General features: G+C 70.8%; 18 protein-coding genes, 2 tRNA genes, 1 other RNA gene and 1 pseudogene. 5 read left to right on the top strand and 17 right to left on the bottom strand.

The genetic code is table 11. The annotated features are described in order from the left end of the window. Positions 1-224: 224 nt before the first annotated feature. From KVA01_RS07055 to KVA01_RS07040, 4 genes are read right to left on the bottom strand one after another with little or no spacing between them, the layout of a single operon-like run. Positions 225-878 (bottom strand): response regulator transcription factor, encoded by a 654-nt coding sequence (locus KVA01_RS07055; RefSeq protein WP_068468956.1) that lies wholly within the window; start codon positions 876-878, stop codon positions 225-227. 21 nt (positions 879-899) lie between these two features. Then, positions 900-1,745 carry a glycosyltransferase family 2 protein gene (locus KVA01_RS07050; RefSeq protein WP_068468936.1) on the bottom strand — a complete coding sequence of 282 codons (846 nt, stop codon included), beginning with the start codon at positions 1,743-1,745 and terminating at the stop codon, positions 900-902. After that, complete coding sequence (locus KVA01_RS07045; RefSeq protein ID WP_068468935.1) at positions 1,742-2,764, bottom strand: glycosyltransferase; 1,023 nt, start codon at positions 2,762-2,764, stop codon at positions 1,742-1,744. The genes KVA01_RS07050 and KVA01_RS07045 overlap by 4 nt, the downstream gene beginning before the upstream one ends. Next, complete coding sequence (locus KVA01_RS07040) at positions 2,761-3,822, bottom strand: glycosyltransferase (RefSeq protein ID WP_068468933.1); 1,062 nt, start codon at positions 3,820-3,822, stop codon at positions 2,761-2,763. Before KVA01_RS07040 ends, KVA01_RS07045 begins: the two co-directional genes overlap by 4 nt. 1,364 nt (positions 3,823-5,186) lie before the next feature. On the opposite strand from KVA01_RS07040, the gene def reads away from it, so the two are divergent. Continuing rightward, positions 5,187-5,756 (top strand): peptide deformylase, encoded by a 570-nt coding sequence (gene def / locus KVA01_RS07030; RefSeq protein WP_068468931.1) that lies wholly within the window; start codon positions 5,187-5,189, stop codon positions 5,754-5,756. A gap of 66 nt (positions 5,757-5,822) precedes the next feature. Here the strand turns inward: def and KVA01_RS07025 are convergent, their stop codons facing one another. The 5 genes from KVA01_RS07025 to KVA01_RS07005 form a co-directional block, all read right to left on the bottom strand. Continuing rightward, positions 5,823-6,605 carry a YaaA family protein gene (locus KVA01_RS07025; protein WP_068468951.1) on the bottom strand — a complete coding sequence of 261 codons (783 nt, stop codon included), beginning with the start codon at positions 6,603-6,605 and terminating at the stop codon, positions 5,823-5,825. A gap of 56 nt (positions 6,606-6,661) precedes the next feature. Continuing rightward, positions 6,662-7,288 carry a hypothetical protein gene (locus tag KVA01_RS07020; RefSeq protein WP_068468929.1) on the bottom strand — a complete coding sequence of 209 codons (627 nt, stop codon included), beginning with the start codon at positions 7,286-7,288 and terminating at the stop codon, positions 6,662-6,664. Positions 7,289-7,358: 70 nt separating this feature from the next. After that, positions 7,359-7,734: RNase P RNA component class A (gene rnpB / locus KVA01_RS07015), an RNA gene on the bottom strand. 32 nt (positions 7,735-7,766) lie between these two features. Beyond that, positions 7,767-8,495: a zinc ribbon domain-containing protein gene (locus KVA01_RS07010; RefSeq protein ID WP_068468926.1), complete on the bottom strand. Its 729-nt coding sequence runs from the start codon at positions 8,493-8,495 to the stop codon at positions 7,767-7,769. A 43-nt stretch (positions 8,496-8,538) separates the two neighbouring features. Then, positions 8,539-9,423 carry a Nif3-like dinuclear metal center hexameric protein gene (locus KVA01_RS07005; RefSeq protein ID WP_068468924.1) on the bottom strand — a complete coding sequence of 295 codons (885 nt, stop codon included), beginning with the start codon at positions 9,421-9,423 and terminating at the stop codon, positions 8,539-8,541. A gap of 71 nt (positions 9,424-9,494) precedes the next feature. Between KVA01_RS07005 and msrA the strand changes: the two genes are divergently transcribed. From msrA to epsC, 3 genes are all read left to right on the top strand, one after another. Then, on the top strand, positions 9,495-10,034 hold the full coding sequence (msrA, locus tag KVA01_RS07000; RefSeq protein WP_068468922.1) for a peptide-methionine (S)-S-oxide reductase MsrA: 540 nt from the start codon (positions 9,495-9,497) through the stop codon (positions 10,032-10,034). Between the two features lie 95 nt (positions 10,035-10,129). Beyond that, entirely contained in the window at positions 10,130-11,065 is a 936-nt protein-coding gene (cysK, locus tag KVA01_RS06995; protein WP_068468919.1) for a cysteine synthase A, read from the top strand. Positions 11,066-11,253: 188 nt separating this feature from the next. After that, a complete protein-coding gene (gene epsC, locus KVA01_RS06990) occupies positions 11,254-11,838 on the top strand; it encodes a serine O-acetyltransferase EpsC (RefSeq protein ID WP_068468917.1) in 585 nt (194 codons plus the stop codon). A gap of 172 nt (positions 11,839-12,010) precedes the next feature. Here epsC and gnd read toward each other — a convergent pair whose 3' ends face one another. Further along, entirely contained in the window at positions 12,011-13,468 is a 1,458-nt protein-coding gene (gene gnd, locus KVA01_RS06985; RefSeq protein ID WP_068468915.1) for an NADP-dependent phosphogluconate dehydrogenase, read from the bottom strand. A gap of 112 nt (positions 13,469-13,580) precedes the next feature. Beyond that, positions 13,581-13,651: transfer RNA gene (locus KVA01_RS12590), tRNA-OTHER, on the bottom strand. 192 nt (positions 13,652-13,843) lie between these two features. On the opposite strand from KVA01_RS12590, the gene KVA01_RS06980 reads away from it, so the two are divergent. Next, a tRNA-Val gene (locus tag KVA01_RS06980) sits at positions 13,844-13,916 on the top strand. A gap of 324 nt (positions 13,917-14,240) precedes the next feature. Here the strand turns inward: KVA01_RS06980 and KVA01_RS06975 are convergent. From KVA01_RS06975 to lspA, 6 genes and pseudogenes are all read right to left on the bottom strand, one after another. After that, the gene (locus tag KVA01_RS06975; protein ID WP_068468913.1) at positions 14,241-14,876 is read right to left on the bottom strand and encodes a GNAT family N-acetyltransferase; all 636 of its coding nucleotides are present in this window, start codon (positions 14,874-14,876) and stop codon (positions 14,241-14,243) included. Between the two features lie 291 nt (positions 14,877-15,167). Continuing rightward, positions 15,168-15,641 (bottom strand): annotated as a pseudogene (nrdR, locus tag KVA01_RS06970) (transcriptional regulator NrdR); the annotation flags it as partial. Between the two features lie 3 nt (positions 15,642-15,644). Further along, positions 15,645-17,036, bottom strand: coding sequence for a histidinol dehydrogenase (gene hisD / locus KVA01_RS06965; protein ID WP_068468909.1), 1,392 nt, complete (start codon positions 17,034-17,036; stop codon positions 15,645-15,647). Positions 17,037-17,194: 158 nt separating this feature from the next. After that, positions 17,195-20,689, bottom strand: a complete 3,495-nt coding sequence (gene dnaE / locus KVA01_RS06960; protein WP_233438798.1) for a DNA polymerase III subunit alpha — start codon at positions 20,687-20,689, stop codon at positions 17,195-17,197. Between the two features lie 115 nt (positions 20,690-20,804). Then, on the bottom strand, positions 20,805-21,782 hold the full coding sequence (locus KVA01_RS06955) for an RluA family pseudouridine synthase (protein ID WP_371858569.1): 978 nt from the start codon (positions 21,780-21,782) through the stop codon (positions 20,805-20,807). Beyond that, positions 21,772-22,302 (bottom strand): signal peptidase II, encoded by a 531-nt coding sequence (gene lspA / locus KVA01_RS06950; RefSeq protein ID WP_068468907.1) that lies wholly within the window; start codon positions 22,300-22,302, stop codon positions 21,772-21,774. The genes KVA01_RS06955 and lspA overlap by 11 nt, the downstream gene beginning before the upstream one ends. Positions 22,303-22,306: the final 4 nt, after the last annotated feature.

The following is a 22,306-nucleotide window of genomic DNA, read 5'->3' as shown; positions in this document are numbered from 1 at the left end:
CAGGCGGCCGCGGCCCACCCAGTTCTCCTCACCGTGGTCCGGGAAGGGCGTCAGATCCGTGGAGAGCCCCGGAGGGGTCTGCTCCTGCTCGGGGAAACCGCCCTGTTCACCGGCGAGTTCCTGGGCCTTCTTGTCTGCTGCGTACTTGTCCTCGGTCATGCCCCCATTGTGCTCCTCGCACCGGGGCTTGTCCCCCACCCGGGCGGGTGCGGAGGCGGCGTTCGTCAGGAGCTGACGGAACGATCCTCCTGGCCGCGTGGATCCATGCCGTGGTCGACACCCCACAGCACCGCCTGGCTGCGCCGCTCCACGCCCATCTTGCGGTACGCGGAACGGATGTAGGACTTCACCGAGTTGATGCTGAGGTAGCACGTGCGGGCGATCTCGTCGTTGGTCAGTCCCCGGGTGATCAGGGCGATCACCTCGGCCTCGCGCGCGGAGAGCCCCTCGGGGCGGCCGGGCCAGTCCGGGACCTTGATCTCCTGACGCGGCAGCTCGGGGCTGACCACCACCTCCCCCTCGTGCACCCGCACGAGCGAGTCCGCGAGCTCGTCCGCGGCCAGTTCTTTGGAGAGGCAGCCGTGCATGCCCAAACCGAGGGCCTCCTCCGCCTGCGTGACGCCCACGTGCCAGGTGTACATGACCACCTTGCCGCAGGCGGGATTCGCGAGCAGCCGACGGACGTCGTCGCGCCCCCGGTCCGTCGCCGCGAAGGCGTCGTAGAGGACCACGTCCGCTGGATACTCGAGCCGGTGCCCGGAGTCGAGCTCGACGACCCTCAGCCGGGGGTGGCCCTCGAACATGCGGGCGAGGCCCTCGACGACGACCGGATAGTCGTTGACGAGAGCGAGAGAGATGTCAGGGGAGCGCGAAATCACCACCCGAGCATAGTAGTAAGGTTACGAACCACTGTTCGAACGCGGTTCGACAAGATGCCACTGCGCCCCGTCCCGCGCCAGCACACCGCGCTCCTCCAGGGCGTGCAACCATCCCTCCATGGGGTCGAAACCCCAGGTGGCCCGGAAGAGGTTCGCGTTGCGGGCGATCGCCGCCGCGTGCTGCACCGGCGGGGACTGCGTGGGGTGGTACTGGTGGTGGACCGTGGCTCCGCCGAGCCACCAGAGGCCTCCACCCGCCGCCGCGAGACGCTGGCCGAAGTCGGTGTCCTCGCCCCCGTAGCCCACGTAGCGCTCGTCGAAGCCGCCCGCGGCGTCCCACGTCTGCACGGTCGTGGCCATGGACAGCGACCACAGCATCCTGGGATCCGCCTCCCGCAGCTCCCCCGGTGGCGGCAGGACGCGCGCCGCGTGGTCGCGGCCCAGCCGGGCGACACCGTCCGCGGTGTAGTCGCCCTCCGTCATCCCCTCGGGGAGGTACCGCACGCGTCCGCTCACGACGGCGCGGCGGCCGGTCAGGCGCACGAGGGCACCCCGGTAGTCGCGCAGGACGTCCCGGTGCGGGAGGCAGTCCACGTCCAGCAGGACGACGCTCTCCGCGCCCAGGTGGGCGGCGCGCGCCACTCCCGCGTTGCGCGCCGCCGCGAGGGGAAGCTCTGCCGCGGCGGGCAGTGCCACGAGCTCCGTGGGGATCCCAGGGTGCAGGGCGAGGACACCCTCGATCTGGGGGTCGCCCATGCTCACGACCACGTGGCTCAGGGGCGGATCGCTCTGCACGGCCACCCACTCCCGCTGCCTGCGCAGGTGGGTGTGCCGCCCGCTCACGATTGTCACGAGCGCCGTGCTCACGCCGCTCCCCCGCTCACCATGTCCCGCAGGGCACGCGCGGCACGCTGGGAACCGTCCCCGTGGCGCCACGCGTCCCAGCGCGAGCCGCCGAGAAGCTGGGCACGGTCCAGCAGCGCGGGCCACGCTGTGGGCTCGGGCCACTCCTGCAGCCCTACGCAGATGCCCGCACGGTCCAGGGCGGCCACCGTGTACGCCTGCTCCTCGTGGGGCCGCGGCTGCGCGACGACGACCGCGTGCGCGCCGGCCGCGGAGAGCTCCGCCACCGCGTTGTTCCCGCCGTGGGAGACGACCACGGTGGCCTCGGTGATCTCGCGCCACAGGTCCGGTGAGGGTGCGTCCGGGGTGCGCACGGTCCAGGACCAGCCGGGAGTGGCCGCCCGGGCGGCGTCGACGTCGTCCTCCCCCACCACGGTGCCGCCGCGGCCCCACACGACGAGCACCGAGCGATCAGGTGAGGCGGTATCCGCGGCGTCCCGCGCCGGCCGAGGTGCGGCGGGTTCCGGCCGGGCGCCGCCCGGGGCGTCGAAGCGCGAAATGGCTCCGGTGAACGTGGTCTTCCGGTTCCACGCCTCGGGCCAGTACGGTTCCGCGGTCTGCCGCGACCACGGCGCGATCAGAGCGGTGGCGGCGTCGTACGCGGCGCGGTGCGTCCGGTCCGTGCGGTCCCCGCGCATCGCCATGACCACGGTGGGGACGCCCATCAGGCGCGCCAGCAGCGTCACCTCCGCGGAGGTGTCCGTGACCATCAGGTCCAGGCTCCGCCGCAGGTGCCCCGCCATGATCCCCATGCGCTCGCGGTAGCCGGGGTGCCCCAGCGGCGCCCAGTGCAGCACGCCGTTCGCGGTCGGGTCCACCGGCTCGGAGGTCACGTCCGGGGGCAGCTGGACCCAGTCCCCCGGCCATCCCTCCGGCCGCTCCAGGCTGCTGAATCCCGTCACGGGCACATCGAGCTCGCGGGCGATCTGGGTGGCACGGTTGCGGTGCCCCAGCCCGTGGTGGTGGACGTAGTAGCCGATCACGATCGCATCAACTCCTGGTAGAGGGCCACGTACGCGTCCACCGTGGCGGTCAGGGAACAGGTCTCCAGCGCGTAGGACCGCACGCGCTCGCGGTCCATCGCCACCACGCTCGGCAGCAGGCGCGTGGCCCCAGCGACGGTTGCGGCCTCGTCCGCGCCCGGCTGGCTCGTCAGCCCGCCGGGTGCCCGGACCACCTCGCTGAGCCCGCCGCGTGCGACCGCGAGCACGGGAGTGCCACAGGCCATGGCCTCGGCCGCCACCAGACCGTAGGGCTCCTCCCACGCGGGCGTCACGAGGCACGCCGCGCTCTGCCCCACGAGGGTGCGCAGGGCGCGCGTCCCCAGGTGGCCCACGTGGGTGACCTGCTCGCCGAGCAGCGGGGCGAGCCGGGTCTCGTAGTAGTGCCGGTCCGAGACCGGGCCGGCGATGCGCAGCTTCCACCCGGCACGCAGCGCGATCAGCGCGGCCACGTGCGGCGCCTTCTCCGGCACGATCCGACCCGACCACACCAGGCTGTCCCCGCCCGGACCCGGGCTCCACTCCAGGGCGTCCACGCCGTTGCGGATCACCCGGGCCGGCGTCAGCGTGCTCCACAGCTGTGCCACGGAGTCGCTCACGGCCACGGTGTGCGCCGCAGGGTTCAGCCGCAGGGCCGGTTCGAGCCACGGGGTCACGGGGGTGTGCAGGGTCGTGACCAGCGGCTGCGGGATGGCCGAGGACATCACGACGGGCAGGTAGTGCAGCGTGTTGTTGTGCACCACGTCGATGTCCGGGCGCACGGCGAACGCCCGCATCACCTGCAGGTAGGAGAACGTCTCCCGCACCTGGGCCTCCGGCGGCATCGAGACGTCGCTGCGGGCGGCGTCACTGAGCACCAGCGGCTCGACGTCCAGCTCCTCCACGCCCAGGGACGGATCGGAACCCGGAGCCGCGAAGACCACGACGTCGATCCCCCGCCGCTTCAGCCCCCGCGCCAGGTGCCATGTGAAGGACTCCAGGCCGCCCGAGAAGGGTGGGGCGATGGGGAACCGGTCGTGCGCGAGCAGCGCGACCTTCATGCGACGCCCCGCCCTCGGTGGTTCCCCGACCGGCGACCGTGCGCCCGCCCCCGGTCCGCGTGCACGGCTTCCGGGCCCCGTCCGGGACGCCCTCCCGCGCCGACGACGCCGCGGCACCCGCCGCGCGCCGGTACACCTCCGCGTGGGCGGCGGCAATGCGGCGTCGCTGCCCGGTGCGCACCTGCGCGCTGGCCTGCCACGGCCGGCGTCCCGGAAGGCCCGCGAGCGCCGCCAGGACCTGGGCCCGGTTCGGTTCCCCGGAGCCCTCCCAGTCGAAGGCGAGGACCCCGGGGTGCTGGTCGTGGTAGAAGCCCACCGTGGGCGCGAGCACGTGGGTGCCCAGGTCGTGGCACAGCTCCAGCCACCCGGAGTGCGTGCCGAAGCCGTAGGTGAGCACGGAGAGGTCGAGACCTCGCAGGTAGTCCTCCAGCTCGGCGTTGTCGTAGATTTCGTGGACGTGCACCCGCACGTTCGGCGTCTGCTCGGCCTCGGCGAGGAGATCCGCAACCCGTGCGTCGAAGTGGCGCTCGCCCGGGGTCACGACGTCCGGGTGGGCGTCCAGGACCAGATGGATCTCCCCCAGTGCCGCGCGGGTCATCAGGAGCCGGGCGACAGGCAGCGGGTTCATGTTGGGCCGCATGCTCTTCAGGTGCAGCCCCACCATGGGAATCTCCCCGACGGGAGGGTGCCCGCGCCACCGGTCCAGGGGCAGCAGGTGCGGGTGCGGGATGACCGTCGCACTGCTGCCCCACCGGCGCTCGATCTCCCGCGCGGCGCCCCCAGTGAGCGTAATCAGCTCGTCCGCCCCGGGGACGAGGACGTCCAGCGCGGCGTCCTGGATGGTGGGATCCGGCTGGTGGGGGTTGCGCAGGTCGTGGACCGTGTAGACGAAGCCCTTGCCCAGCTCGTGCAGGGTGGCCACGATCTCCCGCAGCTGCTCCGGCGGGGTCTGGTCGAATCCGAAGTGAAGGTGGTAGACGTCGAACTCGTCCGCGTGCTCACGCACCCACGCGGCGTCGAGCATCACGAGCGGCCACCACGGCGCACCCGGAACGGGATGCTCCGGCACCGGGTCCGCCAGCCGGTGGACGCCGTGGTCTCCGGCGGGGTCACTGAGGTGGCGGACGTACACGTGACCGTGGGGCAGGGACGCGACCCTCACTCGGTGGAACCTCCTGCGCTCGACGGACGACGGTGGTGGGCGGAACGGTGACGACGATACACACCCTGCTGATGATCGGGACAGGATATATTGTCCTGCGGTCGTGCGGACGCACCGCGCGGCCGCGGCACAGCGTCGGACCCGACGCGTCGCCCGCACACCCCGCACGAAGACCCCTCCCGCAGACCCGAGGTACCCCCGCATGAGCATCCGTCCCATTGTGATCACCGGCAACCCCGTGCTGCACCGCCCGGCCGCGAGGGTCACGAAGTTCGACGACTCGCTGCGCGAACTGATCGCGGACATGCACGAGACCATGGACGCCTCGCACGGCGTGGGACTCGCGGCACCGCAGATCGGTGTGGGACTGCGGATCTTCACCTACATCTTCGAGAACGAGGACGGCGTGGCCCCGCGCGGCACGCTCGTGAACCCCGTGCTCACCACGGGCAAGATCTCCGAGAAGGCACCGGACCCGGATGAGGAGTCGGAGGGCTGCCTCTCCGTGCCCAGCCAGGCCTGGCCTCTCAAGCGCGCGGGCTGGATCCGGATCGCCGGTCAGGACGGCAACGGCGATCCGGTGGCGTTCGAGGCCACCGGCTGGTTCGCACGCGTGATGCAGCACGAGTACGACCACCTGGACGGCAAGCTCTACGTGGACCGTCTCAATCCCAAGTGGACGAAGAAGGCGCGCAAGGCCATCGCCAAGGAGCAGTGGGGCACGGACTCGTCCTGGCTGCCGGGCGTGGACGAGGACCCGTTCGGGCACTGAGCCAACATCTCGCTCCCGCCGCGGGTCGATCATCACGAGAGCGCGGTCCCGGCCAGTCCTCGACCTCTAGTCGTGGGCCGGCGCAAGAACGACCGTCAGGACGCCGGCGGCCCGGCTGGTGGGTTCCTTCAGCTCGACGGTCCACCGCTCGGCCAGTGCATCCAGGACCCGTTCGACCGTGTCGAGCGCAGCCCCTGCGGCCCGGGCCTCGCACAGGTCGTGCGCCACCAGTCCGCGGGTGTGCTTGGCGTGGTGGGAGACCACCGTTCGCTTCCCGTCAGCCCGCTGCTGCTCCACGCGCACGGTCACGGTCCGCGGGGCGGGCGCCTTCCAGGCGGCGGCGTACGCCGAGGACCGGCAGTCCACCACGATCTCCTCCGCCGCGAGCTCGTCCAGCACGGGCGTGAGGCGCGGCTTCCACCATGTGCTCATCTTGCCGACACCCGGAAGTGTGGAGCCCATGGACAGCCGGTAGGCGGGAATCCTGTCGGTCGGGCGCACCGCACCCCACAGCGCGGAGATCACGAGAAGAGACTCGTCTGCGACGCGCCGCGCGGCGTCGGAGAGGCTGTCCGCGTCCAGGGCGTCGTAGAGCACCCCGGAGTAGATCTGCAGCGCCGGCCCCGCCGGTGCGGTGCGCAGCGAACGGTTGCGGGCGACGTCGTCGGCCAGTGAGGGCCCCACGCCCAGCACGTCGAGTGCATCGGGCCGTGCGCTCACCTCCGCGAGCAGGTCCGCGAGATCCTGGCGGTCCGGCGTCAGCGCGGGCAGGTCCAGGGCGGCGAGGTCGAGCGGCGCACCCGTGGCGGGAACGGTCTTCGACTCGGAGGGCGGCAGGAGAATCAGCACCCCACGAGTGTAGGTGGACAGCAAGGGCTCCAGCCCGCCGTCGGATGAGGGACGACCTACTTGCCGAGGTTCTCCGTCTGGATCTCGCCGCTGGTCTTGCAGCGGCCCAGGGATGCATCGAAGCACTTCGAACCCACCTGGTACTCGAAGCCCGGAGCCACGTACCCGGTGTAGCCGTAGTACTCCTTGGCCGGCCCCACGTATCCGCTCTCGTCAGCGTCGGGCTTCTGGTACCCGGACTCGTCAGTCTCAGACTGGCCCCCGCCCATGTTCTTCGGGTCCATCGGATCGTATCCGTGGCTCCAGTCCCCGGGCTGGTGGGAGGAGCAGAAGTCGATGACCTGCTGGTGCAGCGCATCGGTGTAGGGCAGCGAGGAGCTCCACACGTCCGCGATGCACTGCCCACCGGTCTGGAAGACCTGCTGGACCTCGCCGTCTCCCGCGGGTGCCGCGGCCTGGGTCTTGGCCTCCTCGGGAGCGCTCGTCTCGGAGGACTCAGCCGTGTTCGCCGCAGAAGCTTCGGGAGTGCTCGACGCCGTGGCGGTGCGGCTCGGCGCGCTGCTCGTCGACATGCTCGCGGACGGAGATGCGGTGTTCTGCGCATCGTTGCCGCCCCCGCACCCCGTCAGGGCGAGCGCGGCGAGCGCGAAGGGAACGGCAAGAGCCCGGGCACGACGGTTCACGGGGTCTCCTGGGGGTGAGGGTGCTGGCACTCGAGAGGACCTCGCCAATGCGCGCGGAGGCTGAGTGTGGTGGACAGGTGGGCCTGTGAGCCGGGTTCTGTGCCGCGGCCGGTTGCCCGCACCGCGGTGACGACCATCCATCTAGGCCGTGCGTTGCCGCACGGCTCGAGCAGCCTACCCGGACGCTCGGGCGGGCAGCCCTCGAACGCGCCCTGCATGGCCTTGCTCCGGACGGGGTTTACCGAGCCACGCCGGTCACCCGGCGTGCTGGTGGTCTCTTACACCACCTTTTCACCCTGACCCGCTCGTGGCGGGCGGTCTGTTTTCTGTGGCACTGTCCTGCGGGTTTCCCCGAGTGGGCGTTACCCACCGTCCTGCCCTGTGGAGCCCGGACTTTCCTCGAGACGCGTCTGACGACGACGCCGCGCGGTCGCCCGGCCCACCTGTCCACCCCGATCCTACCGCGCGGGGCGGGTGGTCAGAGCACGAGCATGACCGAGCACTCGGGGCACTGCGGGACCACGGCCTCCGGGGTGGCCTCGAGGGTCGCGGCGTCCGCCGGACTCAGGCGCGTGCCGCACGCCCCGCAGGTGCCGTTCTCGTAGCGGGCCACGGCAATCCGCCCTCCACCTCGTGCGGTGCGCAGCTCGTCGTAGCGGGCGAGCAGGGCGGGGTCCGGGAACGACGCCGCCAGCCGGGCCCGTTCGGCGCTCAGCCGCTCGTGCTCGGTCTTCAGCTCGGCGAGCTCCGCGTCCCGCTCCGCAACAGCCGTGCGCGCCTCCGCGTCCGCGGCACGCAGCAGGGGCAGCTTCCGCTGCCGGTCCGCGGCCGCTTCCTCCGCGCGGTCCATCGCGGCGAGCTGCGCCTCCTCGGCGGCGTCCCGCTGGGCCACGAGCGTGGCGATCTGGTGCTGGATCCCCATCAGCTCCTTGGACGTCCCGCCCGCGTTCAACCGCGTCTCGTCCCGGGTGATCTTCGCGCGGATCTCCTCGACCTTCGCCTCCGCCGCGGTCACGCCCTCCTCGGCCGCGGTGACGACGGCGTCCAGCTCGCGCGAGGCCGCGACGGCCTGGGCACGGCGCTGCAGCAGCGCGGCCACGGACTCAGCGGTCTGCAGCTGCCGTGCACGGTTGACCGTGGTGAGCAGGCGGGAGTCCACGCCCTGCAGCTCCAGCAGGCCGGGCAGGGAGGATCGGGACGGTGACATGGTGTGCTCCTCGGGATCGACGACGACGTGCGGGTGCTGCGGTTCAGTCCTGCGGCGCCTCGACCCGGAAGTCCCACGGGTCCGTGCGCAGTTCGCTCACGCTGGTCTCCACGTGGAACCCGCGCGCGGCGAGTGCACGCTGCAGGTCCTCGGCGGCCCACGGCAGCCAGGCGGCCTCGCTGCCCCAGTGTGTCGCGTCGATCAGGGCGGGGCTGCCGTGCCCCCCGGGGCCCAGGGCACGCTCACGGGCCTCCGAGGCCGGGTGGTGGCGCAGGTCCGCCGTCACGTAGACGTCCGCCCCGTGGGCGCGGACCTCGTCGAAGAGGGAGTCTCCCGACCCGCCGCACACGGCCACGGTGCTGACTGGCCTGTGGGAATCACCGGCCACCCGCAGACCCTGCACGCCCTGGGGAATGCGCGCGGCCAGCCGCTCGGCCAGCTCCCGGAGGGTCACGGCCTCGTCCAGGGTGCCCACGCGGCCCAGCCCCGTGCGGGGGTCCGCATCGTCCGGAACCAGCGGGGCGGCGTCGTCGGGATTCACGCCGCACGCCGCGATCAGGGCGTCCGAGACGCCGCGGCGCGCGGCATCCGCGTTCGTGTGGCAGCACAGCAGCGCGCACGAGTTCTCGATCAGGTCGTGGATCGCCTTCCCTTTAAAGCCGCCTGCGGTCACGGATGTCACCCCGCGCAGCAGCAGGGGGTGGTGGGTGAGCAGCATGTCCGCACCGGAGTCCAGGGCCTCCCGCACCACGGCGTCCACCGGGTCCACTGCGAAGTGGATGTGCGTGACCGTCCGCCCCGGGCGGCCCGTCACCAGACCGGAGGCGTCCCACGACTCCTGGAGCCGGAACGGCCACAGGGAGTCCGCGGCGTCGACCACGTCCTGGACGGTGGGGTGCGGACCGCGGGCGTGCTGTTCGGTGCTCATGCGCTCCATCCTATGAGGACCGCCACGCAGCGGTCCGGGAATCTTCCGCGCGGAGGCACGTTGTACAGGACATGACTTCATCGACACCGCAGACGTTCGTGCTGGCCGGTGGCTGCTTCTGGTGCCTCGACGCCGTCTACCGCAGGGTGCGCGGCGTGCTGGGCGTGCGCAGCGTCTACACCGGAGGCCAGACCGAGCACCCCGACTACGAGAGCGTGTGCAGCGGGACCACCGGCCACGCCGAGGCCGTGGAGGTCACCTTCGACCCCGCCGTGGTTCCCGCGGACGTGATCCTAGACCTCTTCTTCACCGGTCACGATCCCACCACGCTGAACCGGCAGGGCTACGACGTGGGCACGCAGTACCGCTCCGCGATGTTCCCCGCCGACGAGGAGCAGCGCCAGGAGTTCGAGGCGGCGATCGCCCGCGCCCAGAAGCTCTTCGAGGACCCCGTGGTCACGACCGTGGAGCCCCTGGGACCCGTGCACGAGGCCGAGCACTTCCACCAGGACTTCTACAACAACCAGCCCTTCAACGGCTACTGCCAGGTGATCATCAACCCCAAGCTCGCGAAGGTCCGGAAACGTTACGCCATGTGGCTCACGGACTGACCGGGCCCCCACGGCACCGCCTACGCTGAAGAAGACTGTGAGCAGCCCCCGGTCCGCGCCGCGACGCTGCCGAACGATCGAACAGGAGAGCATTCATGGGCAAGATCTACAGCGACGTCACCGAGATCGTGGGGCACACCCCCCTGGTCCGCCTGAACAGCCTGGACGAGGGCCTGCCCGGCAACGTGGCGGTCAAGCTCGAGTTCTACAATCCGGCGAACTCCGTGAAGGACCGCATCGGCAAGGCCATCGTCGACGCCGCGGAGGCCTCCGGCCAGCTCAAGCCCGGCGGCACCATCGTGGAGGGCACCTCCGGCAACACGGGCATCGCCCTGGCCATGGTCGGCGCGGCCCGCGGCTACAAGGTCATCCTGACCATGCCCGAGACGATGTCCACCGAGCGCCGCGTGATGCTGCGTGCCTACGGCGCCGAGATCGTCCTGACCCCGGGTGCCGACGGCATGCGCGGGGCGGTGGACAAGGCCCAGGAGATCGTGGACACCGCTGAGAACGCGGTGCTCGCGAGCCAGTTCGCCAACCCGGCCAACCCCGAGGTGCACTACGAGACCACCGGACCCGAGATCTGGGAGGACACCGACGGCGCCGTGGACGTGTTCGTGGCGGGCATCGGCACCGGCGGCACGATCTCCGGCGTGGGCAAGTACCTGCGCGAGCAGAAGCCTGACGTCCGCATGATCGCGGTGGAGCCCTCCGACTCCCCGCTGCTCACGGAGGGAAAGGCCGGCCCGCACAAGATCCAGGGCCTGGGCGCCAACTTCGTCCCGGACGTCCTGGACCGGGACGTCTACGACGAGGTCTACGACGTCACCGTGGAGGACTCCGTGCGTGTCGCCCGCGAGCTCGGTTCCCAGGAGGGCATCCTCGGCGGCATCTCCTCCGGTGCCATCGTGTGGGCCGCCCTGCAGGAGGCGGCCAAGGAGGAGAACCGTGACAAGCTGATCGTCGCCGTGGTGTGCGACTTCGGCGAGCGCTACGTCTCCACGGTCCTCTACGAGGACATCCGCGGCTGATCCGAGCGCACGCCTGACACCGTGGGTGCCCGGGGGCGCGTCGACAGCGACGCGCACCCGGGCACCCGTTCGTCACGGACCCTGCGGGCGCACCCCCCGGGCCTTCCCCGGTGTGCCCCGGCCACTGCCCCTCCACGACCTGGGACAATGGACCGGTCCACCGGCCCACCACAGAAGAGGAAACCCACGTGAGCTTCTGGCGCCGACTCCGCGAGGACATCGACACGGCCCGCACCCACGATCCCGCCGCCCGCTCCGCGGTGGAGATCGTCCTGAACTACTCGGGGCTGCACGCCATCTGGGCGCACCGGCTCTCCCACCGGCTGTGGCAGGACCCGGACCGTCGCCTCCTGGCCCGCACGGTCTCGCAGCTCGCCCGCTTCGCCACGGGAGTGGAGATCCACCCGGGCGCCACGATCGGGCGGCGCTTCTTCATCGACCACGGCATGGGCGTGGTGATCGGCGAGACCGCGGAGATCGGTGACGACGTGATGATCTACCACGGAGTGACCCTGGGTGGCCGCTCCCTCGAACCCGTGAAGCGCCACCCCACCATCGGGGACCGGGTCACCATCGGCGCCGGGGCCAAGGTCCTGGGCCCGCTCACCGTGGGGCACGACTCCTCGGTGGGCGCCAACGCCGTGGTCGTCAAGGACGTTCCGGAGGACTCGATCGTCACGGGCATTCCCGGCAAGGTCCGGCGCAGGACCCCGGAGAAGCAGGAACCGCTCGTGGACCCGGCCACGTACATCGATCCCGCCATGTGGATCTGACCGGAACACGGCAGCGCTGCGCAGCAGCACGACGACGCCGCGGTTCCCCGCCGTGCCGAGGGGCCACGCGGCGTCGTCGTGGTCCGAGAACACCCCCCGCAACGACGAAGAGCGGGCGGCTCCCCCCGGGGAACCGCCCGCTCTCCTCACGCGGACACGCCGATCCGTGGGATCAGGACACGACCTCCGAGCGGTCACCGCTCCACAGGACGTGGAAGCTGGACTCGGGGTCGTCGATGCGCTTGTAGGTGTGCGCACCGAAGTAGTCGCGCAGGCCCTGGGTGAGCGCGGCGTTCAGGCGCGGGCGGCGCAGGCCGTCGTAGTACGCGAGCGCCGAGGAGAACACCGGGGCGGGGATGCCGCGCTCCACGGCGCGGGCGACCACACGACGCCATGCCGGGAGGGCGTCCTCGATGGACTTCACGAACTCGGGTGCGAACAGCAGGTTCAGCGGAGCCTTGTCCCCCTCGTAGGCCTTCATGATCACGTTGAGCAGCTCGGCGCGGATGATGCAGCCGTTGCGCCACAGGCTCGCGATCGTGGCGAGGTCCAGCGTCCAGCCGTACTCGCGCCCGGCCATGGTCAGCATGTCCAGGCCCTGTGCGTAGGCCACGAGCTTCGAGGCGTAAAGCGCCTTGCGGACGTCCTCCACGAAGCCGGGGTCCTTCACGACGTCCTCGGTGGTGCCGCCGATGCCGGCGGGCAGGACCTCCTGCGCCTCCCTGCGCATCTCGGGCTCGGAGGAGGACAGTGCACGGGCGAACACGGACTCCGCGATGGCGGTGACCGGGGAACCCAGTTCCAGGGCCTCCTGCACGGTCCAGCGGCCGGTGCCCTTCTGGCCCGCGGCGTCCGCCACGATGTCGATGAAGGGCTTGCCCGTCTTCGGGTCCACCTGGCGCAGCACCTGGGCGGTGATCTCGATCAGGTAGGAGGACAGCTCGGTCTTGTTCCACTCGTCGAACACGTCCGCCTGCTCCGCGGGCTCCAGCCCGGCCACGGAACGCAGCAGCTCGTGGGCCTCGCCGATGACCTGCATGTCCGCGTACTCGATGCCGTTGTGCACCATCTTCACGAAGTGGCCGGCACCGTCCGTGCTGATCCACGCGCAGCAGGGTGCGCCGTCCTTGGCCTTCGCGGAGATGTCCTCGAGCATGGGGCCGAGGGTCGCGTAGGACTCCTCGGAGCCGCCGGGCATGATGGACGGGCCGTTGAGCGCACCCTCCTCGCCGCCGGAGACGCCCACACCCACGAAGTGCAGGCCCTTCTCGGCCAGCTCACGCTCGCGGCGCCGCGTGTCCTGGAAGTAGGAGTTGCCGCCGTCGATGATGATGTCGCCCTCGTCCATGAGGGGCACGAGCTGCTCGATCACGGAGTCCACGGGCGCACCCGCCTTGACCATGATCATCACGCGGCGGGGCTTCTCGAGGGAGTCCACGAGCTCCTGCATGGTCTCGGTGCGGACGAAGTCGCCCTCGGACCCGTGCTCTGCGAGCAGCGCGTCCGTCTTGCCCACCGAGCGGTTGTGCAGCGCCACGGTGTAGCCGTGGTGTGCGAAGTTGCGGGCCAGGTTGGCGCCCATCACGGCCAGGCCGGTGACACCGATGTCTGCTTTCTTTTCTGCTGCCATGCGTCCTAGCCTAGCCACCCCCTCCGACTCGACGCAGCCGGCCGGGGTGTCATCAGCCACTGGCGAATGCACGGAACCCCCAGGAGCCGCAACTCCCGGGGGTTCCGGTGTGTGGTGGAGACCGACGGAATCGAACCGCCGTATCTGTCACGCCCGAAGGCGAGCCAGCGCACCAGCGTCCCCTGATGTGTTGATCTCGACAACGCATACAGCCTAACGCATGGGATCCCCGAGGTGTCAACTCTGGCGGCATGGGCAGCCGGTGCCGAAGATCACCCCGGGACGGTGACGCCGGATTGGGTGCCGTCCGGTGCCGCCGGTAGGCTGGGTCCATCGGGTGCTGGCAGCTGGTCCAGTCGTGCCCACCCGATTCCCGGGCCTTTAGCTCAGCTGGTAGAGCGCTACGTTTACACCGTAGATGTCGTCGGTTCGATCCCGGCAGGGCCCACTGCTCTTCTCCCCGGTCCCGTCACCGCGCTGCTGCCCGTCGTCCTCTGCCTTCGCGGACCAGATGGCCGTGACCGGTTTCCACTGGTCCGTGCTCTGCGCGCCGCTCGCCGTCGTCGCGGCCGCGGTGGAGGTCTGGTTCGCGTGGCGGGCCCCGCGCCTGCCCGGGCCACGGTGGCCCGGGCGCGCCGACCAGTCGCCGCGCGACGGCCGGTCGCTGCCCGGAAGGTTCACCGTGCGCGCGTCCCGGGGGCAGCGCCGGCGGCCCGCAGGAACAGTCACCCGGCGGCGCTCACCGGATGTCCCGCCCAGCGCCGCCCCCGGCTCAGGCCGCCGCGGGGCGCAGCATTCCCACGGCCGGCACGGTTCCCCGGCACGGAACGGGTCCGCGGGAGACGAACCCGAAGCGTGAGTAGTACGGCACGAGCGACTCCGTGGACGCCTCCAGGTAGGCCTCCGCGTGCTCGCCGTCGATCACCGGGAGCCGCTCGGCGAGCAACCGCGTGCCGACGCCCTCTCCCCGCACCTCCGGCGCCGTCGCCAGCGCCTTCAGGTACCAGTGAGGACCGTGCGGGTGAGCCTCGTGGGCGAGGTACTCGCTCACCGCGGCGTCCGGCAGGCGGTGCTTGAAGACCCCCAGGTAGGAGGCCAACCCCGGGGCCATCTGCCGCAGCGACACCTTGTAGCCCGGTGCCTCCCACAGCGCGACGCCCAGGATCTCGGGGTGGCCGGGACGCTTCGCCAGATACGCGTGGCCCCCTGCCGAGAGCGTCTCCTTCAGGATGCGACGCCACAGTCTCAGCAGGGCACGGGACACGTCCCCGCGTGGCAGCATGCCGATGACGTGCGGGTCCTCGGAGAACGCCTGTGCCAGCACCTCTGACGCGGCGCCGACGTCCTCGGCGGTGGCGCGGACGATCTCGTAGTCGTCCGTGGATTGCTCAGATGTGTTCCACTTCATAGACACATGGCGAGGCTAACAGTCTGCGCGCCCCCGTGGCTGCCCCCTCCCCGCGTATGACCCGCAGTGACGGGGAAAGCGCTCCCCTCAGAGCAGACGGGGCTGCGTCACCGACTCCTGGCTCTTCTTCGCCCGACGACGACGCGGCTCGGCCGGCTTCTTCTCGGAAGCCTCCTCACCGCTCGCACCGTTCGTCGTCTCCGCCGCGGCGACGGGATCCGCGGGTTGGGCAGCCCGGCGGGCCGGACGGCGTCGTGCGGCAGCGGCACCGGAGGGCTGGGACGCCGGCGGCACGAGCGTCTGCTGCCCGGCCAGCTCGGCCTGCTGGTCCCTCAGCACGTCGATCGCGCGCTCGAAGTCCTCGAGGTCCTCGAACGCCTGGTAGACCGACGCGAAGCGCAGGTAGGCCACGACGTCCAGGCGGCGCAGGGGCGGCAGGATGGCCAGGCCCACGTCGTGCGCCTCGACCTCTGCGCTACCCGAGGCCCGGATGGACTCCTCGACCTCCTGAGCAAGCATGGCGAGGTCGTCCTCGCTCACGGGTCGCCCCTGGCACGCCTTGCGCACACCGTTGACGATCTTCTGCCGGTCGAACGGCTCGGTGACACCGGAGCGTTTGATGACGGAGATGGACGTGGTCTCCAGCGTGGAGAAGCGGCGGCCGCACTCGGTGCAGCGGCGGCGGCGTCGGATGGAGGTGCCGTCGTCGGAGGTGCGGGAGTCCACGACCTTCGAGTCGTTGTGGCGGCAGAACGGGCAGTGCACGGTTCAGCCTCCCGCAACGGTGTCGGAGGGGCGCTGCTCGCCCCGCAGCGTGACCGCGCGGCCGTGCGCGGGCAGGTCCTCACTCGTGGCCAGTGCCACGATGTCGTCCTCCAGCTGCGCGAGCGCCTCGGGCGAGTACTCGATGACCTGCACGGCCTTCATGAAGGACGCCGCCTGCAGACCGGAGCTGAACACCGCCGTGCCCCCGGTGGGGAGCACGTGGTTGGAGCCCGCGGCGTAGTCGCCGAGCGGCACGGGGCTGAACGGACCCACGAAGATCGCGCCGGCGTTGCGGATCCGGGCCGCCACGGCACTCGCGTCGCGCGTGTGGATCTCCAGGTGCTCGGCGGCGTAGGCGTCCGCGACGGCCACCGAGGCATCGAGGTCGTCCGTGAGCACGACGCCGGACTGCGGACCACCCAGCGCGGCGGTGATCCGTTCCCGGTGCTTGGCCTCGGGCACCTGGCACGCGAGCTGCTCCTCGACCGACCGAGCGAACGGCTCGGAGTCGGTGATCAGCACGGAACCGGCGGCCGGGTCGTGCTCCGCCTGGGAGATCAGGTCCGCGGCCACGTAGCGCGGGTTTGCGGAGTCGTCCGCGAGCACGGCGATCTCGGTGGTCCCGGCCTCCGCATCCACGCCCACCACGGAACGCAGCTGCCGCTTGGCCATCGCCACGAAGATGTTTCCCGGCCCCGTGACGGTGTTCACCGGTTCCAGGACGTCCTCGCCGTCCGCGACGCCGTACGCCATGGCCGCGAGGGACTGCGCGCCGCCCACGGCCCAGACATCGTCGACACCCAGCAGACCGGCCGCACCGAGGATCACGGGGTGCGGCAGGCCGCCGAACTCCTTCTGCGGCGGGGAGCACAGCACGACCGACTCGACGCCGGCCGCCTGCGCGGGAACCACGTTCATCACCACCGAGGACGGATAGACAGCGAGTCCGCCCGGGATGTAGAGGCCCGCGCGCCGCACCGGGGTCCACCGGTGGTGCAGGGTGGCGCCCGGCGCAACCTCCACGGTCACGTCCGCCGGGCGCTGGGCCTTCGCAAAGGCACGCGTGCGCTCGATGGCCGTCTCCAGCCCGTGCCGCACGGCGGGATCCAGCGCCTCGACCGCGCGCTCGATGTCCTCCGGAGCCACCCGGATGCGCTCCTGGGCCACGCCGTCGAAGCGCAGGGCCAGCTCTCGCAGCGCTTCCGGACCACGCTCGCGCACGTCGGCGATGATCGCACGGACGGTGTCCTCGGCGTCCACGACCGACGACGCCGTCTGGCGCGGGACCGCAGCCCGCAGCTCGCTCCAGCCCAGGTGCGTTCCGCGCAGGTCGATGACGCGCAGGTACGAGCCGGGTGCGTCCGTGGATTCCGGGATCAGGGGTTGCTCAGTCACGTTTTCAGTCTACAATCGCGCGTCAATCGCACCGCGCGGCCGCAGGCTGCGGCACGCAGAGCATTCCACGCGAAGCGCCGCGCCGCAGCTCGCCGCGTCGCACAGCCGACGTGCCCCGCACGCGCGGCGGCACGCCGAAGCGAGGGGCAGCTCCCCGCTCAGGCCTCCAGGCAGGCAGGACCCAGCAGCACCTTCAGGTCCCCGAACAGCGCCGGCGAGGGGTTCACGCGGTACTCCGGACCCAGCCGCATGACCTGCACGGCACGTCGGGTGTCCAGGTGGATGCGCACCTCCGAGTCCCCCTTGTGATTGCGCAGCACCTCGCCGATCAGGCGGATGGTCGCCTCCGTGGCCCGGTGCTCGGGCAGTGCCACGCACACCGGCCCCGAGGAGCCGTCCACGCTCAGCTCCGGAACCGTGAGCTCCTGCGCGGAGATCGAGATGGAGCCGTCGTCGCGGCGCTGCATGCGGCCCTTGATCACGCAGATCAGGTCCTCGGTGAGCACCCCGGCGATCGGTGCGTACGCCTTGCCGAAGAACATCACCTCGATGGACCCCGACCGGTCCTCGAGCTCCACGCGGGCGTACGCGTTGCCCGAGCTCTTCGCGATCCGTCGCGACAGGGAGGTGATCATGCCGCCGATGGTGACCACGGCGCCGTCGGGCCGGGTGTTCTCCTCGGTGAGCAGCGGCGCGATGGCCGTGTCCGTGTACTGGCCCAGGGCGTCGTCGAGACCCCGCAGCGGGTGGTCCGAGACGTAGAGGCCGAGCATCTCGCGCTCGAAGGCCAGCAGGTCCTTGCGCTCCCACTCGGGGACGTCCGGAACCTCCACGGAGAAGGTCTCCTGCTCGGCGTCGTCCGAGCCGCCCATCGCGAAGATGTCGAACGTGAACTCGCCGTTGTCCTCCTTCTTCTTCTGGGCGACGACGTCCTCGACCGCCTGCTCGTGGCACATCACCAGGCTGCGCCGCGTGTGGCCCAGCTGGTCGAACGCACCGGCCTTGATCATCGACTCGATGGTGCGCTTGTTGCACACCACCGCCGGGACCTTCGCCAGGAAGTCGTTGAAGGAGGTGAACTTGCCCTCCTCGTTGCGGGCGCCCACCATCGCCTGGACCACGTTCGCGCCCACGTTGCGCACCGCACCCATGCCGAAGCGGATGTCCGAGCCCACAGGGGTGAAGTTCAGCTCGGACTCGTTGACGTCCGGCGGAAGCACGGTGATGCCCATGTGGCGGCACTCCGTGAGGTACATGGCGAGCTTGTCCTTGTCGTCGCCCACGGACGTGAGCAGGGCGGCCATGTACTCGGCCGGGTAGTGCGCCTTGAGGTACGCCGTCCAGTAGGAGACCAGCCCGTACGCGGCGGAGTGCGCCTTGTTGAACGCGTAGTCGGAGAACGGCAGCAGGATGTCCCACAGGGCCTTGATCGCGGCCTCGGAGTAGCCGCGGTCGACCATGCCCTGGTGGAAGCCCTGGTACTGCTTGTCCAGCTCCGCCTTCTTCTTCTTGCCCATGGCACGGCGCAGGATGTCCGCCTGGCCCAGGGAGTAGCCGGCAACCTTCTGGGCGATCGCCATCACCTGCTCCTGGTAGACGATCAGGCCGTAGGTGGTGCCCAGGATCTCCGCCAGCGGTTCCGCGAGCTCCGGGTGGATGGGCGTGATCTCCTGCGCGCCGTTCTTGCGCAGCGCGTAGTTCGTGTGCGAGTTCGCGCCCATGGGCCCCGGGCGGTACAGCGCGATGGTCGCGGAGATGTCCTCGAAGTTGTCGGGACGCATCAGCTTGAGCAGCTGGCGCATGGGACCGCCGTCCAGCTGGAACACGCCGAGCGTGTCCCCGCGGGCGAGCAGCTCGTAGGACCCGGCGTCGTCGATCGGCAGGTGCTCGAGGTCCAGCACGAAACCGTCCCGGTTCAGCGTGATGTTCTCCAGCGCGTCCGAGATGATCGTGAGGTTGCGCAGCCCCAGGAAGTCCATCTTGATCAGCCCGAGCCCCTCGCACGTGGGGTAGTCGAACTGGGTGATGACCTGCCCGTCCTGCTCGCGGCGCATCAGCGGGATGATGTCAATCAGCGGGTCCGAGGACATGATCACGCCCGCGGCGTGCACGCCCCACTGGCGCTTGAGCCCCTCGAGGCCCTGCGCGGTCTCGAAGACCTTCATGGACTCGGGGTCGTCCTCGAGGACCTCGCGCAGCTCCCCGGCCTCGTCGTAGCGCTTGGCGTCCTTGTCGTAGACGTCCTGCAGGGAGATGCCCTTGCCCATGACGTCCGGCGGCATGGCCTTGGTCAGCCGCTCCCCCATGGAGAACGGGTAGCCGAGCACGCGCGAGGAGTCCTTCAGCGCCTGCTTGGCCTTGATGGTGCCGTACGTGACGATCATGGCCACGCGCTCGTCGCCGTACTTCTCCGTGACGTAGTGGATCACCTCGGAGCGGCGGCGGTCGTCGAAGTCGACGTCGAAGTCCGGCATGGACACGCGGTCCGGGTTCAGGAAGCGCTCGAAGATCAGGCCGTGGGCCAGCGGGTTGAGCTCGGTGATGCGCATGGCGTACGCGACCATGGAACCGGCACCGGAACCACGCCCCGGACCCACGCGGATCCCGTTGTCCTTGGACCAGTTGATGAAGTCCGCGACCACCAGGAAGTAGCCGGGGAAGCCCATCTGGATGATGATCTTCTTCTCGTACTCCGCCTGCTCGCGGACGTCGTCCGGGATGCCGCCCGGGAAGCGGTAGTGCAGCCCCTTCTCGACCTCCTTGATGAACCAGGAGGTCTCGTCCTCCCCCTCCGGGGTGGGGAAGCGCGGCATGTAGTTGGCCTCGGTGTCGAAGTCCACCTCGCAGCGCTCGGCGATGTCCAGGGTGTTGTCGCACGCCTCCGGGAAGTCCCGGAAGATCTCACGCATCTGCTCCGGGGACTTGAGGTAGAACTCGTCCGCGTCGAACTTGAAGCGCTTGGGGTCCTGCAGCGTGGAGCCGGACTGCACGCACAGCAGCGCCGCGTGGGACTTGGCGTCCTCCGCGTGCGTGTAGTGGAGGTCGTTGGTGGCCACGAGCGGCAGGTTGAGGTCCTTGGCGAGGCGGATCAGGTCCCCGGTGACGCGCTTCTCGATGCCGAGCCCGTGGTCCATGAGCTCGCAGTAGTAGTTCTCCGCGCCGAAGATGTCCCGGAACTCCGCGGCGGCCTTGACCGCCTCGTCGTACTGGCCCAGGCGCAGGCGGGTCTGCACCTCGCCGGAGGGGCACCCGGTGGTGGCGATCAGCCCCTTGCCGTACTGGTGCAGCAGCTCGCGGTCCATGCGCGGCTTGTAGAGCTGGCCCTCCAGGGACGCCTTGGTGGAGGCGCGGAAGAGGTTCTGCATGCCCTCGCTCGTCTCCGCGAGCAGCGTCATGTGGGTGTAGGCACCGGCACCGGAGACGTCGTCGCGGCCGCCGTCCGCGAATTTCACGCGCGTGCGGTCCTGCCGTGCCGTGCCGGGCGTCAGGTACGCCTCGACGCCGATGATCGGCTTGATCCCGGCCGCCCGGGCCTTGTTCCAGAAGTCGAAGGCCCCGAACACGAACCCGTGGTCCGTGGTGGCCAGAGAGTCCATGCCCAGCCGGTGGCACTCCTCGAAGAGGTCGCCCAGGCGGGCGGCACCGTCCAGCATGGAGTACTCGGTGTGCACATGGAGATGGGTGAAGCCTTTTTTGCCGGTCGCCGAAGTCACGGGGACAGTCTAGATCCCGCCTACGACACCCGCGCGAGGGACCGCGAGCGGTCCGTCACGGCCGCGGCCCGCCCTCCCGCAGGGTCTCCACGGCGTAGGCGAGATCCGTGGGATAGGGGCTCTCGTACTCCACGTGCTCCCCCGTGACCGGGCTCGCGAAGCCCAGTCGCTTGGCGTGCAGCCACTGCCGGGTGAGGCCGAGCCCCGCGGAGAGCCCGGGGTCCGCGCCGTAGGTGAGGTCCCCGCAGCACGGGTGCTGCAGGGCACTGAAGTGCACGCGGATCTGGTGGGTGCGCCCCGTCTCCAGGTGCACCTCCACGAGGGATGCGCGTCCGAAGGCCTCCAGCACCTCGTAGTGGGTCACGGACCGGCGTCCGTCCTCGAGCACGGCGAAGCGCCACTCGTGGCCCGGGTGGCGGCCGATCGGGGCGTCGATGGTGCCCTTGAGCGGATCCGGGATGCCCTGGACCACCGCGTGGTACACCTTGGTGACGGTGCGCTCCTTGAACGCCCGCTTCAGCCGCGTGTAGGCGTTCTCGTCACGCGCCACGACCATGAGCCCGGAGGTCCCCACATCCAGGCGGTGGACGATGCCCTGCCGCTCCGGCGCACCGGAGGTCGACACGGAGATCCCGGCCCCGGCAAGGGCACCCACCACCGTGGGACCCTTCCATCCGGGAGAGGGGTGCGCGGCCACACCGGCGGGTTTGTCGACCACCACGTAGCTCGGGTTCACCTCCACGAGGCGCAGGTCCGGCACGTGCTGCGGGGCGATCCGCTCTGGGTCCTCGGGGACCGGAACCTCCACCGTGTAGGTCTCGGACGCCGCGACCCGGTGCGACTTCGCCACCGGGCGGCCCCTGTGGCTCACACGGTCCTCGGCACACAGCTGGGCCGCCGCGGAACGGGACAGCCCCGTCCAGGCGGCCACGGCGGCGTCGAGCCGGGCGCCCTCCAGCTCGGGGCCCGCCGTGAAGCGTTCGCTCACGAACTCGGGCTCGGAGCCCGTGGGGCGGGTGCGCTCACCGGTCACGATCGCCTCCCATCTCGCGGCCGCGCAGGATCAGCACCAAGAGCAGCCCGATGCCCACCACCACGCCGCAGTCTGCGACGTTGAAGATCGCGAAGTGCGGCACGGCGATGAAGTCCACCACGTGCCCGCGCCCCACGCCGGGCTCCCGGAGGAGCCGGTCCGTCAGATTGCCGAGGGCGCCGCCCAGCACGAGGCCCAGCGCGAGCGCCCACAGCCCGTCACGCACGCGGCGCAGGTTCCACAGGATCCCCACGACCACCACGGACATCACCACCGTGAAGATCCACGTGGACCCGGCTCCCAGCGAGAACGCGCCGCCGCTGTTGCGGATGTGCTCCCACCACAGCAGACCGGGGACCACCGGGTACTCGCGGCCCGGCACCAGGTTCTGCACGACCCACAGCTTCGTCAGCTGGTCGCCCGCGTAGAGCAGCGCGGCCGCGAGCAGGGACAGCACGACGCAGCGGCGGCCCGTCCGGGTGGGGACGGCCGCCGCTGCGGGGGTGGAACGATCGGTCACAGGC

Origin of the sequence: Kocuria varians (assembly GCF_006539885.1) — a bacterium.
Taxonomy (GTDB): Bacteria; Actinomycetota; Actinomycetes; order Actinomycetales; family Micrococcaceae; genus Kocuria; species Kocuria varians.
Note: the sequence above shows the minus strand (reverse complement) of the source record. Positions and strands in the feature narration are given on the sequence as shown.

Excerpts from the sequence above, each read along its gene's own strand:
- KVA01_RS07040 (WP_068468933.1), bottom strand. The coding sequence starts at position 3,822 with ATGAAGGTCGCGCTGCTCGCGCACGACCGGTTCCCCATCGCCCCACCC.
- def (WP_068468931.1), top strand. The coding sequence starts at position 5,187 with ATGAGCATCCGTCCCATTGTGATCACCGGCAACCCCGTGCTGCACCGC.
- KVA01_RS07010 (WP_068468926.1), bottom strand. The coding sequence starts at position 8,495 with ATGTCACCGTCCCGATCCTCCCTGCCCGGCCTGCTGGAGCTGCAGGGC.
- KVA01_RS07005 (WP_068468924.1), bottom strand. The coding sequence starts at position 9,423 with ATGAGCACCGAACAGCACGCCCGCGGTCCGCACCCCACCGTCCAGGAC.
- msrA (WP_068468922.1), top strand. The coding sequence starts at position 9,495 with ATGACTTCATCGACACCGCAGACGTTCGTGCTGGCCGGTGGCTGCTTC.
- cysK (WP_068468919.1), top strand. The coding sequence starts at position 10,130 with ATGGGCAAGATCTACAGCGACGTCACCGAGATCGTGGGGCACACCCCC.
- gnd (WP_068468915.1), bottom strand. The coding sequence starts at position 13,468 with ATGGCAGCAGAAAAGAAAGCAGACATCGGTGTCACCGGCCTGGCCGTG.
- KVA01_RS06975 (WP_068468913.1), bottom strand. The coding sequence starts at position 14,876 with ATGAAGTGGAACACATCTGAGCAATCCACGGACGACTACGAGATCGTC.
- dnaE (WP_233438798.1), bottom strand. The coding sequence starts at position 20,689 with ATGCTGGACGGTGCCGCCCGCCTGGGCGACCTCTTCGAGGAGTGCCAC.